The sequence below is a fragment of the uncultured Jatrophihabitans sp. genome (genome assembly GCF_964251945.1).
Taxonomy (GTDB): domain Bacteria; phylum Actinomycetota; class Actinomycetes; order Mycobacteriales; family Jatrophihabitantaceae; genus Jatrophihabitans.
This window is the reverse complement of sequence record NZ_CAXULP010000003.1, coordinates 404,856-417,623: the sequence shown is the minus strand read 5'-3', so window position 1 is coordinate 417,623 and position 12,768 is coordinate 404,856. Positions and strand designations below refer to the sequence as shown.

Annotated in this window: 10 protein-coding genes and 1 CRISPR repeat array; of the genes, 8 read left to right on the top strand and 2 right to left on the bottom strand. The window is 70.7% G+C overall.

Translation table 11 applies throughout. From position 1 onward, the window contains the following. The first annotated feature begins 82 nt into the window (after window positions 1-82). From ACFFBG_RS09490 to ACFFBG_RS09460, 7 genes are all read left to right on the top strand, one after another. A complete protein-coding gene (locus tag ACFFBG_RS09490) occupies window positions 83-2,824 on the top strand; it encodes a CDP-glycerol glycerophosphotransferase family protein (RefSeq protein WP_375477982.1) in 2,742 nt (913 codons plus the stop codon). Then, window positions 2,821-3,426, top strand: a complete 606-nt coding sequence (locus ACFFBG_RS09485) for a hypothetical protein (protein WP_375477980.1) — start codon at window positions 2,821-2,823, stop codon at window positions 3,424-3,426. Before ACFFBG_RS09490 ends, ACFFBG_RS09485 begins: the two co-directional genes overlap by 4 nt. Continuing rightward, window positions 3,423-4,604: a glycosyltransferase gene (locus tag ACFFBG_RS09480; RefSeq protein ID WP_375477978.1), complete on the top strand. Its 1,182-nt coding sequence runs from the start codon at window positions 3,423-3,425 to the stop codon at window positions 4,602-4,604. Before ACFFBG_RS09485 ends, ACFFBG_RS09480 begins: the two co-directional genes overlap by 4 nt. Further along, the gene (locus ACFFBG_RS09475) at window positions 4,601-6,160 is read left to right on the top strand and encodes a Stealth CR1 domain-containing protein (RefSeq protein WP_375477976.1); all 1,560 of its coding nucleotides are present in this window, start codon (window positions 4,601-4,603) and stop codon (window positions 6,158-6,160) included. The genes ACFFBG_RS09480 and ACFFBG_RS09475 overlap by 4 nt, the downstream gene beginning before the upstream one ends. A gap of 63 nt (window positions 6,161-6,223) precedes the next feature. Continuing rightward, the gene (locus ACFFBG_RS09470; RefSeq protein ID WP_375477974.1) at window positions 6,224-7,804 is read left to right on the top strand and encodes a stealth family protein; all 1,581 of its coding nucleotides are present in this window, start codon (window positions 6,224-6,226) and stop codon (window positions 7,802-7,804) included. 109 nt (window positions 7,805-7,913) lie between these two features. Next, entirely contained in the window at window positions 7,914-8,639 is a 726-nt protein-coding gene (locus ACFFBG_RS09465; RefSeq protein WP_375477972.1) for an NTP transferase domain-containing protein, read from the top strand. Between the two features lie 46 nt (window positions 8,640-8,685). Then, the gene (locus ACFFBG_RS09460; protein ID WP_375477970.1) at window positions 8,686-10,431 is read left to right on the top strand and encodes an AMP-binding protein; all 1,746 of its coding nucleotides are present in this window, start codon (window positions 8,686-8,688) and stop codon (window positions 10,429-10,431) included. 12 nt (window positions 10,432-10,443) lie between these two features. Here ACFFBG_RS09460 and ACFFBG_RS09455 read toward each other — a convergent pair whose 3' ends face one another. Both ACFFBG_RS09455 and ACFFBG_RS09450 read right to left on the bottom strand, forming a co-directional pair. Continuing rightward, window positions 10,444-11,007 (bottom strand): adenylate kinase, encoded by a 564-nt coding sequence (locus ACFFBG_RS09455; protein WP_375477968.1) that lies wholly within the window; start codon window positions 11,005-11,007, stop codon window positions 10,444-10,446. Between the two features lie 470 nt (window positions 11,008-11,477). Beyond that, a CRISPR array of direct repeats spans window positions 11,478-11,604; the repeat unit is 23 nt; unit sequence CCGGTGAATCCCCCGCTCACCGG. A 119-nt stretch (window positions 11,605-11,723) separates the two neighbouring features. Beyond that, entirely contained in the window at window positions 11,724-11,984 is a 261-nt protein-coding gene (locus ACFFBG_RS09450) for a DUF6191 domain-containing protein (protein WP_375477966.1), read from the bottom strand. Window positions 11,985-12,099: 115 nt separating this feature from the next. Here ACFFBG_RS09450 and msrA point away from each other — a divergent pair, with 115 nt between their 5' ends. Then, on the top strand, window positions 12,100-12,759 hold the full coding sequence (msrA, locus tag ACFFBG_RS09445) for a peptide-methionine (S)-S-oxide reductase MsrA (RefSeq protein ID WP_375477964.1): 660 nt from the start codon (window positions 12,100-12,102) through the stop codon (window positions 12,757-12,759). Window positions 12,760-12,768 lie beyond the last annotated feature (9 nt).

Below are 12,768 nucleotides of genomic sequence, written 5' to 3'. Positions count from 1 at the left end.
TTCGCGCTCTCAGTGGTCGGGTCTGGCTGACCACCGACGGCTATAAGTGACCACTCACGGCGCTTGTCTAGGCTGGCTCACCATGGTCACTGAGTCGGCAGGCGCCACTCCGACCGGGTCCGAGCGGAATGGCGAGCCGTTCTTCTCACTCGTCGTTCCCATGTACGACATCGGGCGCTACCTGCCCGCGTTCCTCGCCTCTCTCGACGAGCAGAGCACCGGTCTCGCCGACGTCGAGCTGATCTTCGTAGACGATGGCTCGCCTGACGACTCTGCGGCGATCGCCGAGCGGTGGCTGAGGACGAGCCACGCGAACGGCCGGCTGATCCGCAAGCCAAATGGCGGATCGTCCGAGGCGCGCAACGTCGGCGTCGCCGCCGCGCGCGGTCAGTGGCTGACCTTCCCCGACCCTGATGACGTGCTCTCACCGAACTATTTCGCAGCGGTGAGCGGCTTTCTCACCTCGGCCGAGGCGGCCGATGTCTACCTGGTCTGCGCAAACTTGATCCTGCTTGACGACGTCACCGGCCAGCTGCGGGACAAGCACCCGCTGCGGCACAAGTTCGCCCGCGGGCGGCGGGTCGTCGACCTGACCGACAGCCCGACCGACTTCCACCTGCAGTCGGCGTCGGCGTTCTACCGCCGCGGACCGATCGCCGACGCCCGGCTGACCTTCGATGATCGGGTGCGCCCGAACTTCGAGGACGGCCACTTCACCGCCCGATACCTCGACTTGTTCGACCGGCCGCGTGTCGCCCTCCTGCCGGAGGCGGAATATCGGTACCGCCAACGCGAGGACGGGAGCTCGCTGGTGCAGGGCAGCTGGCGCAAGCCGGAGAAGTATGACGATCTGCTGCGCTACGGCTACCTGTCGCTGCTCGACGACCTCAGCGCGCGACACGGCTCAGTGCCGCTCTGGGCGCAGACGATGATCGTTTATGACCTCGCCTTCTTCTTCCGGCACGACTCCCGGCCGAATTCGCCGACCGCCGGCATCACCGCGGCGCAGAGCGAGCGCTTCTGGGACCTCTATCGGCAGGTCATGCGGCACATCGACCTGGCCACGATCGAGAGCTACGACGTCGTCTGGCTGAGCGACGAGGTCCGGACGGCCATGATCGTCGGCGGCAAGGACGCCTACGTCCGCCCGAGCGCAGCGCGGGTCGACATCCGCGACCCTGCTCGCCGCCTGGTCCGCGCCTGGTACTACTACGCCGGCGAGGCGCCCGCGGAAGTGTGGCGCAGCGGGGGGCAAGTCGTGCAACCGGTCTTCGGCAAGCACCGCCCGGTGCGCTTCCTCGGCCGCACGGTCATGCGCCAGCGGATCGCGTGGTTGCCGGCGGACGCGACGCTCGCCCTCGAGTTGGCCGGCGCCGCCACGCCCCTGCTGATCGGCGGCGCCCGCGACGCCTTGGGCGCCCGGGCCGCCGAGGCGACGCCGCGCGACCTCAAGCGGGTGTCGACGAAACCCAACCCGGTGCACGGGCCGGTTTCGACGCCGGTTCGCACGCCCTTTCGCCAACCAGGGGCGGGCGCCCGCGACCAGGTGCGTGACCTGACGGCCCGGGTCCGGCCGGCGGCGCGGGAGCGCGTCAACCGGGCCAAGGCCGCGATGCTGCGCCGCTATGCGCGCTCGGCCAAGGTGCGCGCGGAATTCGCCGACTGCTGGCTGCTGATCGATCGCGACACGCAGGCCCAGGACAACGCCGAGCGGCTGTATGAGCACCTGCGCGCACACCACCCGGAGGTGAACGCGTGGTTCGTGCTCGACCGGGACAGCCCGGACTGGGACCGCCTGGCGAAGGCCGGCTTCAAGCTGATCGCGCACCGGACCCGCCGGCACACCCTGGCGCTGCTCAACTGCCGGCACCTGGTGTCCTCGCAGATCGACCACTACATCGTCGCGCCGTTGCCAGCGCGCCGATTCAACGCGAATTGGCATTACACGTTCCTGCAGCACGGCGTCACCAAGGACGATCTGTCGACCTGGATCAACTCCAAGCCGATCGAGTTGATGATCACCGTGACGCCCGACGAGCACGAGTCGATCGTCGGCGAGGCCCTGCCCTATCGATTCACCGAGCGCGAGGTCAAGCTGACCGGCTTCCCTCGGCACGACCGGCTGCTGGCCCTGGGCGAGCGGGTGCCTGCCGACGGTCGGCGTCTCGTGCTGATCACGCCCACCTGGCGGCGCGAGCTGTTGCGCGACACGTTGGGCCGCTCCAACCAACGGACCCTGCGCGACGACTTCTGGCATAGCGAGTACGCGCGGCAGTGGCGCGCGGTGATCGAGTCGGAGCAGCTGCACGCGGTGGCCGGCGAGCTCGGCTGGGAGATCGTGTTCCTGCCGCACCCGAACATGGCCGACTACCTGGACGACAGCCCGCTCGGCGACCACGTGACCGTCCGCCGCTATGCCGACGTCGACATCCAGCAGCTGCTGGCCCGAACCGGCGTGCTCGTCACGGACTACTCCTCGATGGCTTTCGAAGCGGCCTACCTGCAGCGCCCGGTCGTCTACTTCCAGTTCGATCGCGCGGAGTTCTTCAGCGGCGCGCACGCCTACCGCCGCGGCACCTGGAGCTATGAGACGGCCGGTTTCGGGCCGGTCGTCGACACCGACGCGGCGGCTGTCACGGCGATCGCGCAGCTGATGGCCGACGGGCCCGCTCCGGAACACGCGCGGCGGATGGCCGAGACGTTCGCGCTGCGCGACGGCCAATGCGCCCGGCGGACGTATGAGGCGATCCGCGCGATCGAGCAGCCGCTGCCACGACCGGCGGCAGAGCCGCTCGCGCCCCCGACACCATCGTCCGGACGTTGACCGGTCGCGCGCTCGCTCGCGCCCGGGCGAACCTGGTGGGCGGCGCGGCCGCCCGATACCGGTTGGCGATCGCCGAGGGTAGGACGCCGGCTTGGGTGCGCTTCGCGGCCGGGGGCTACCTGCGCGTGGCCGACCTGCGCCGCGCGATCCGCCCGCGACCCGCGCCGTCGGCCGGCAGGTCGCCGGCCGACGCGGGCCGCGCCGGGCCCGGCGCGGCAGGTGTCAGCGTGCCGGTGACCGGACTCCAGCTCGGCCTCACCGAGCTCGTCGTCGCCTGGTCGGCCGCCGCTGGCGACCGGCTCGAATTGGCCCGCGAGGACGCCCGCGCCGCCGCCGCTGCCGAGGTCGCTGCCGGCGGAGATATCGAGCGCGCCGGCGACACGGCGCGGGCCACGCTCGACCTCGCCCGCCTCGCCGGGCGCGGCGCTGGTCGATGGTTGGCCGAGGTGGACGGGCGGCCGCTCGGGGTCGAGGCAGTCGACGGCCTGCGCCTCGGCAGCGCCCCGCGCGCCGAGACCCGGGTCCGCGGGGACGGCGGCTGGCAGACGGTGGCGGTCGGCTGGACCGACACCGGACAGCTCGCCGTGGAGATCGAGCGGTGAGCCGACGGCCGCATGCGGTGTGGCTCGTCGACTCCGCCGACCCGTCCGGCGCCGCCGTGCTGGCCGCGCGCCGAGCTGCCGTCCTGCGCGCGGAGTTGGACAGCACGCTGGTCGCCCTCGCGGCCCCGACGTCGCGGGCGCCGGCGGGTTCGCCGCTCGCCGGCCTGCCCCGGCTTTCCGCGCTCGCCGGCGAGGCGCACGTGGCACGAGCCGACGTGGTGGTCACGACGTCGGTGCGCACCCTCGCCGCGGCGGCTCCAAGGCTGCCGAGCCGCGCCCGGCTCGTGCACTTCGTGCACACCCGTCCGGAGGTCGAGTTGCAGGCCGAGCTGTTCCATCGCCGCATCGCCACGGCCAGTCGAGTCGTCGTCCCGCTCGAGGCGGATGCCACGGCGTTCGCCCGGCGGGCCGGGCTCGAGCCACACCAGGTCCGCGCGGCCGATGACTTCGCCGACCCGGCGCCAGCGGGCGTCGCCGCGCAGGTCGACGACACCCCCGCCGACGACACCCCCGCCGACAGCCCGGCGGCCGGCAGCCCGGCGGCCCACAGCCCGGCGGGTAACAGCCCGGCGGGTGACACCGCCGAGCGGCGCCGCCCTCGCCGGCTGCTCGCCGTCGGCCGACTGCCGGCCGCGACCGCGGTGCGGGACCTCGTCGCGGCGCTCGCCTACGCCAGCGCCGACGCCGGCGCCGACCTCGCCGACTGGCAGTTGCTGGTCGCGGGGTGGGGACCTGGACTCGCCGAATTGACCGAAGAGGTCGAACGCCGGCGACTCGGCGAGCGCGTGCTGCTGCTGGGCGCACGCCACGATGTGCCGGTGCTGATGTCGCGCGCCGACTACCTGGTCCGGCTCGACGACGGCGACGCGAACGGCCTGTCCGTGCTCGAGGCGCTGGCCGCCGGCGTGCCCGTCGCCGCCGCGCGCACCGTGCCGGCAGCCGCCCGACACGTCCGCCACGGCCAGAACGGTTGGCTGTTCGACCTTGCCGATCCGCGCTCGCTGGCCGCGGATCTGCGCGGGCTTGCCCACCCGTCGCTGGCCGCCACGTTGCGGGCCGGCGCCGCCGCGCGGACGGCCGGCTCGCTGACCCAGGCCGCGCACGAGGAGCTGCGCGCGCTGTTCGGCGAAGCTCTTGCCGCGCCGCCGCCACCGGCCGGCGTGCGGGCGATGCGGTGAGCGCCACCCGGCCGACCGACCTGCGGGTCGTCGGCGGCCGTGAGCACGTCGTGATCGAGCACCTGCAGCCACGCGAGGCTACGGCGATGCTGCTCGACGCGCTGCTCGACGCCTTCGCCCGCGCCGGCGCCGGAGCGTTCCTGATCAAGAACTCGCGCTGGCCGGGGGCGACCCTCGGTGTGGCGCCCGGCAGTCGCCGGGCCGCGCTCGACGCGCTGGCCGCGCTGCCCGGACCGGGGCTGCACCTGCAGCAGCAGTATCCGGACTCGGTCGGCCGGCAGCCGGTGGCGCCGCACTCCGCAGCCGCGGTCGCGGCGATCCCGGAACACTGCCCGTCGCTCCTGCTCGCCCGGTTCTGGTCGGTCGCCGACGGGGCGCTGGAGTACGGCCTGGAACACGGCGTCCAGATCGAGTTCTGGACGCGCGACGGCGGCGACGTCGTCGCGCCGGCCGTCAACGCGGCGGCCGCCCGGGCCGACGCGAGCTTCCTCGCGCCGGCGACCATCCGCGCCGAGGGCCGCGACCGCCCGTCGATCGCGCTGTTCGACCAGACGTTCCTCGGCGAGGTCGACTTCCCGATCGACGCCGTTTACACGTGGGTGGACGGCGACGATCCCGCCTGGCGCGAGCGGATGGCACGCGCCCGCGCGGCCGAGCACGGCGTCGAGTACCACCCCGCCGCGCAGGGCGCGCACCGCTACGCCAATCGCGACGAGCTGCGCTACTCATTGCGCTCGCTGGACAGCTACGCGCCGTGGATCCGGCACGTCTACCTGGTGACCGATGCCCAGTCGCCGGCCTGGCTGCGGCGCGACCATCCGCGGCTCACCGTTGTCGACCACCGCGACATCTACACCGACGCGTCGGCGCTGCCGGTGTTCAACTCGAGCGCGATCATCAGCCAGCTGCACCACATCCCGGACCTGTCCGAGCACTACCTGTACTTCAACGACGACGTCTTCCTCGGCCGCGACGTGCGGCCCGAGACGTTCTTCCTCGGCAGCGGGCAGGCGTTGGTCTTCCCGGCCGCGCTGACCCGTCCGTTCGGGCCCGCGCACGCCGGCGAACAGCCGCAGATCAACATCACGAAGAACATCCGCAGTCTGCTGGAGGCGGAGCTGCGCCGCTCGGTGTCGACGGCGCTGCGGCACACGCCCTATCCGCAGCTGCGCAGCGTCAACTACGAGCTCGAGGACCGCTTCGCCGACGTCCTCGGCGCAACAGCCCGGCGCAGATTCCGACACCACGAGGACGTCGCGCAGGACCAGCTGTTCCACTACTACGCGCAGGCGGTCGGCCGGGCCGTCCCGACGAGCGACCTCGGTTACGCGTACCTCAACATCGGAGTCGCCGCGGAGGCGCTGCACCGCATGCGGCGGGTGCTCGCCGCCCGCGACGTGGACGTGCTCTGTCTCAACGACTCGCCGGAACCCGGCGAGGAACCGGTGTCCGACCGGGACGTCGTCGCCTTCCTCGACGCGTACTTCCCGCTCGCGTCCGATTTCGAGGCGCGCCCGGACGCGAATGCTCGATCGGCGGCCGAAGCCAACAGGTAGCGTTGCCATCGGCGACCGTGACACAACCGTGACACGACGGCGGCGGACGGAACGAGGGCATTCATGTCGGGACGGCTGCGCCGCCGCTTGGTGGACGCGCTGCCCGAGGGCATCCTGCGCCGAGCGCAGCGGATCCGCCACCGCGACGTCCGCCGGCCGGACGGCGTGGACCGCAAGGTCGCCCCCGCCGTTGTGGCCGACTACGACGCCCACGCCGAGCGCGCGGCGCTCACCCAGTCCGTCGCCGCGGCCTTCGACGCTGCCGGGGTCAGCTACGTCCAGGTGCCGGGCCAGCGCGGCCTCGTCACGCAGGTGGCGGTTTCCGCCGAGGACCGGCCGACGGCCCTCGCCGCGCTCGAAGCGTTGCCCGGCGCCGGCTGGGTGCTCCGGCCGAACCCGCGCCGGCAGCCGAACCCGGTCCTCGTGCAGGTGCACCGTGCCCTCGCCTCGCCGGAGGGCACGCCGGTCCCCACGTCGGAGACGGCGTGTGAGATCGCCTTCTGGACGACGGTCACGCACGCCGGCCGCTGGCGTTCCGGCGGTGAGCCGCACACGCCGGGCACCCGACTGGCGCCGAACGCCAACCACGTCGTCGACTACCTTTCCGCCGACGCGTGGCAGCAGGCAGTGCGCAGCCCGCGGCACTGGCCGGTCGAGGACCCGCTGCCGGAGATGTTTGAGTTCCGCGAGCCGATCGACCTCGTTTACACCTGGGTCGACGGCGACGACCCCGAATGGCAGAGCCGCCGCGCGGCCTATCCCCACTCCCCCGAAGAGCACCACGTCACCGCCGCCGATCCGGCGCGCTACGTCAGCCGCGACGAGTTGCGCTATTCGCTGCGGTCGGTGGCGATGTTCGCGCGGTGGGCACGGCGCATCTACATCGTCACCGATGGGCAGGCGCCCGAGTGGCTCGACGTCGACCACCCGCAGATCGAGGTCGTCGACCACAAGCAGATCTTCGGCGACCCGAGCGTGCTGCCGGTGTTCAACTCCCACGCCATCGAGTCCCAGCTGCACCACGTGCCCGGGCTCGGCGAGCACTACCTCTATCTCAACGACGACTTCTTCTTCGGCCGCGCCGTCACGCCCGAGCAGTTCTTCCACGCCAACGGCATCGCGAAGTTCTTCCTCGGCAAGGGCACCCTCGATCTCGACCCGCCATCGGCCCGCGACCTGCCCGTGCTGAGCGCCGCGAAGAACCAGCGCGCGCTGCTCGAGCGGGACTTCGGGGTCACCGTGCGGCACAAGTTCCGGCACGCGCCGCAGCCGCAATTGCGCAGCGTCGTGCAGGAGATGGAGACCCGCTATCCCGACCTGTTCGCGCAGGTGGCGGCGTCGCGCTTCCGGCACCCGGACGATGTGTCGATCCCGTCGGCATTCGCGCACTACTACGCCTATGCGACTGGCCGCGCGGTTCCGGCGGACATCCACTACCGCTACCAGGATCTCGCCCGGCCGGACACCGCGCGCCGGCTCGACGAGTTCCTGCGCGAGCGGCCGCAGGTCTTCTGCCTCAACGACATCGACAGCCGTCGCGAGCAGCTGGACCAGCAGCGGGCGACACTGCGGGAGTTCTTCGCGGCGTACTACCCGCTGCCCAGCCCGTACGAGAAGCGCGATGGGCGAACGGGTCAGAAGTAGCCGAGCCGGCCGTGCTCCTTTCGGCGTAGCCGCCACCATGGCCGGCGGTAGCATCGCTGCTCGTGCGCGAGCTGACGGGGAAACGGGCAGTCACCGACACGGTGCGGGCGTGAGACAGCAAGTCGCCGTGCTCGCCGCCGGCCGAGGCACCCGGCTCGGGCGCCCGCATCCCAAGCCGCTGACCCGCCTCAACGACGGCCAGACGATCCTCGGGGCGCAGCTCGACCGCATCCGGACCGCCTTCGACCGCCCGCAGGTCTACGTCGTGGTCGGCTTCAAGCTGGAGATGATCCTCGAGGCCCACCCGGACGTGCTGTTCGTCTACAACGAGGCCTACGACGAGACGAACACGTCCAAGAGCTTGCTCCGCGCCCTGCGAGCGACCGGCGACGGCGGCGTGCTGTGGATGAACGGCGACGTCGTCTTCGACCCGGCGCTGCTTGCGCTCACCATTCCGCTGATCACCGCAGACCAGTCCTTCATCGCGGTCAACACCGACCGGGTGGCCGACGAAGAGGTCAAGTACACCGTCGACGACGCCGGCTGGATCAAGGAGTTGTCCAAGTCGGTGGTCGGCGGCCTCGGCGAGGCATTCGGGGTCAACTACGTCGCCGAACGCGACAAGGCCGCACTGATCGCCCGGCTCGACGAGGTCGACACCCAGGACTACTTCGAGCGGGGCATCGAGCTCTCGATCGAGCTCGACGGCGTTCGGTTCGCCGCGCTCGACATCTCCGCGTTGCCCGCGGTCGAGGTGGACACCCCCGAGGACCTCGACCGGGCGAACGCCTCGCTCGCCAACCACTCGGATCAGAAGCGGCGCACCACCCCTTGACCGTCTTCGGCTGGGCGGATCGGCGCCGCCCTGGTAGGACAATGCGATGAGCACACCTTTCGACGTCGTAGGTCCGGCTCGACGCCTGCTCGAGCGCGCCGGCTTCGAGGCAAGCTACGCGGCCACCCTCCTGCAGGCGCGTGGCCCGGGGTTAGCGCTGACCCCGCCGCACAAGTTGCTTGCGACGCTGCGCGACGTGGTCGCCTATGGGCCGGCCGGCGCGGCGATCTCGTTCGCCGCGGCGAGCTATGGCGACCATCCGGCGATCGTCGACGAGCTGGGACAGGTGTCGTTCGCCGAGCTCGACCGCCGCAGCTCGGCGTTGGCCAGCGCGCTGCGCGACGCGGGCTTCCGCGACGGCGACGGTCTGGGCGTGCTCGCCCGCAATCACCGCTACCTGTTCGAGACGATCTTCGCCGGCGCGAAGCTGGGCGCGCGCACGCTGCTGCTCAACACCGACTTCGCCGGCCCGCAACTCGCCGACGTCTGCGACCGCGAGGACGTCACCGCGCTGGTGCACGACTCGGAGTTCACCGAGGTCGCCGAGTCCGTCGAGCCCTCCGGCGGCAAGTACATCGCCTGGTCCGACGACGAGCACGGCGACGGGTCCGACGAGCACACCGTCGAGCAGTTGATCACGAGCGCCCAATCCGGCCGCCCGCCGCGGCCGAAGAAGAAACAGAAGATCATCCTGCTGACGAGCGGCACCACGGGCACGCCGAAGGGCGCGCCGCGCGACATGTCGCTGTCGCTGGCGCTGCCGGGCGGCTACCTGTCGAAGATCCCGCTGCGCTCCGGCCGGGCGGTCGTCCTCGCCGCGCCCGGCTTCCACGCCTGGGGCCTGCTCAGCTCGATGCTCAGCCTGGGGCTCGGCAACACCCTCGTGACAGCCCGCAAGACCGACGCCAAGTTCATTCTCGACGCGCTCGAGGAGCACTCGGCCGACGCGCTGATCTCGGTGCCGATCCTGCTGGCGCGCCTGCTCGACGCCGGCGAGGACGAGATCGACGGCCACGACCTGTCGGCGCTGCGGGTCATCGCCGTCTCCGGCTCGGCGTTGCCCACCGACCTCGCCCAACGCACCATGGACGCGTTCGGCGACATCCTCTACAACTTGTACGGCTCCACCGAGGTCGCCTACGCCACGATCGCGACGCCGGCGGACATGCGCGCAGCTCCGGGCACCGTGGGCAAGCCGCCGCTGGGCACCCGCATCAAGCTGTTCGACGAGGACGAGCACGAGGTGCCGCAGGGCGAGTCCGGACGCATCTTCGTCGGCAGCTCGATGCAGTTCGAGGGCTACACCGGCGGCGGCAGCAAGACGATCATCGACGGCATGATGTCCACCGGCGACATGGGCCACTTGGACGAGCACGGCCGGCTGTTCGTCGACGGCCGGGACGACGACATGATCGTCTCCGGCGGCGAGAACGTCTTTCCCGCCGAGGTGGAGGAGCTGCTTGGCACCTACGACGGGGTCGAGGAGGCGGCGGTCGTCGGCGTCGACGACGACGACTATGGCAAGCGGTTGCGCGCGTACGTGGTGCTCGCCGACGGCGCGGACAGCTCGAAGGTCGATGAGAAGACGCTCAAGGACCACGTCAAAAGCAACCTGGCCCGATACAAGGTGCCGCGCGAGATCGTCTTCATCGACGAGATGCCGCGCAATCCGGCCGGCAAGGTGATGAAGCGCAAGCTGCCGGGCTTCGAGGACAGCGCCGACGATGCCGCTGGCGACAACTCTGACGACAACTCTGACGACAGCTCTGGCGACAGCTCTGGCGAGGGCTGAGCGCGACCTGTCTCAGTCCGGCAGCACCCTGACGATCGCGGCGGTGACGGCGTCGGCGTCCTGGTCTGCGTCGATCTCATGCAGCAGGCCGCGCTCGCGGTAGTAGTCGATGAGCGGGCGGGTCGCCTCGTCGAACACGCGCAGCCGGTTCTCCACCGTCGTCGGATTGTCGTCCGAGCGGTCCTCGGTTTCGGCGCGGGCGAGGATGCGCCGGACGAGCTCGGCGCGCGGAACGTCGAGATAGACGACGGCATCCGGCACCGCGCCGGCCGTTTCGGCCAGCTTGCGCGCCTCCACGGCTTGCTCCACCGATCGCGGGAAGCCGTCGAGCAGGTAGCCGTTCGCGGCGACGGCGGCCTGCACCCGCGGGATCAGCAGCTCGATGATCAGCTTGTCGGGGACGAGGTCACCGCGTTTCATCAGCTCGCTGACCTGCTGGCCGAGCTCGGTGTGGTTCTCCACCTCGGCACGCAGGAGGTCGCCGGCGGCGAGGTGCTCCAGGCCGAACCGCGCGGCGAGGCGCTCGCCCTGGGTGCCCTTGCCGGAGCCCGGCGGCCCGATGAGCAACAGGTTCATGCACCCACCCTGGCATTCGTCCCTGGCCGGCCGGCGGCGGGGTCGTCGGCGGGCGACGTGGTCGCCAGCGCCGATGTTCACGCAGCGTGCACGATCCGACATTTCGGACAGCCGACAACAGCTCGTCTCCGGTTCGAATTAGGCCCTCTTAGGTACGGGCACACCGGTCGGCGCAGGTCGGAAAACCGCTCAGCTCCGGTCCGCCAATGTCGCCCCGGAATGTCCAATAAGGTCTGCTGTGCGACTGGAGTGCCGAGCACAAGTCGTCATGAGGTAGACGCATGGTGACGAGCACTGCACGCATCGTGAGAGCGCTATTTTGTCCGAAATTCGCTCGTATGTCACTCGCTTCGCGGAATTACTCGCATGTAATTCGAACTTTTACCTTGACCAAACAGACTACGGACAGTCATCGTTATGCCTGTCAGCCCGGCAAAGTTGCCGGGCGGACGTAAGAACAGCTGATCAATCGCCGGTGAATCCCCCGCTCACCGGCAGGCGGTCGGCTGGCCGCGGAGTCGGCACCGGTGAATCCCCCGCTCACCGGGACGTCTCCAAAGCTTGAGGAAGCCCCCGGTGAATCCCCCGCTCACCGGGGGCTTCCGCTTTAACCCGCTGTCTTGTTCAACCCGCAGCTCTTATTTGACCCGCTGCTCTTGCGCCGTCCACCTCGAACCGCAGAGTTGTCCGCGAGACGGGCGGGCGAGCGGGACGATTCAGACGGCCCGACCGCGACGGCGAGCCGCGCGCAGTTGCGCCGGCGTCAGCTCGGCGGCTCTCTCCGGCTTGGCCGACTTCGTTTCCGACGAGTCCTCGTCGTCGGCCTTCTTGATCATGACCTTGCCCGACTCCAGGTCGATGCGCTTGCCGCCGGAGTTGTCCCCGACCTCTTCGCGGGTCGACTGCAGGCGGCGCTTCTCGTCGTCCATGTGCCGCTTGGCCGGGTTGAACAGCGTATCCAGCCCCCACTGCGTCACGGCAGGTCCACCCGATACATGTCGAGCGGGCGCAGGTCGAGCGGGCGCACGTCGAGCAAGTGCGTCGAATGCTCGATCATGGCATCGAGCCTACGTCGTGCGTAGCCTCGAACGCATGCTGTTCTCGCGTCCCAAGAGCTCGATGGTCGAACCCGAGCGCGCGCTGCGCGGTCGCGACCACTACGAATTCGATGTTCCGGACACCCACTACGTCACCGGCCGGCCGATCAAGGCGCCCTTCCCCGAGGGTTACCGGCAGGTCGTGTTCGGCCTGGGCTGCTTCTGGGGTGCTGAAGAGGTCTTCTGGCAGCAGCCGGGGGTGTGGACCACGGCCGTGGGCTACACCGGCGGATACACCCCGCACCCGGATTACGCGGAGGTGTGCTCCGGGCAGACCGGGCACACCGAGGCGGTGCTCGTCGTCTACGACCCGGACCAGACGAGCTTCGAGCAGTTGCTCGCCACCTTCTTCGAGGTGCACGACCCGACCCAGGGCATGCGGCAGGGCAACGACGTCGGCACCCAGTACCGCTCCGGCATCTACGTCGACGGCGAGGAGCAGCGCGTGCTCGCCGAGCAGGCGGTGTCGGTGTTCGGCGCGAAGCTCGCCGATCTCGGCTACGGCGCGATCACCACCGAGGTCGGCCCGCTCGGCGAGTTCTACTACGCCGAGGACCACCACCAGCAGTATCTGGCGAAGAACCCGTTCGGCTACCGGTGCCACAGCACCACCGGCGTGACGTTTCCGCTCGCCGAGCTGCCCGAGCACCGCTAGGCCGCTGCG

Excerpts from the sequence above, each read along its gene's own strand:
- ACFFBG_RS09455 (WP_375477968.1), bottom strand. The coding sequence starts at position 11,007 with ATGAACCTGTTGCTCATCGGGCCGCCGGGCTCCGGCAAGGGCACCCAG.
- ACFFBG_RS09460 (WP_375477970.1), top strand. The coding sequence starts at position 8,686 with ATGAGCACACCTTTCGACGTCGTAGGTCCGGCTCGACGCCTGCTCGAG.
- msrA (WP_375477964.1), top strand. The coding sequence starts at position 12,100 with ATGCTGTTCTCGCGTCCCAAGAGCTCGATGGTCGAACCCGAGCGCGCG.
- ACFFBG_RS09470 (WP_375477974.1), top strand. The coding sequence starts at position 6,224 with ATGTCGGGACGGCTGCGCCGCCGCTTGGTGGACGCGCTGCCCGAGGGC.
- ACFFBG_RS09490 (WP_375477982.1), top strand. The coding sequence starts at position 83 with ATGGTCACTGAGTCGGCAGGCGCCACTCCGACCGGGTCCGAGCGGAAT.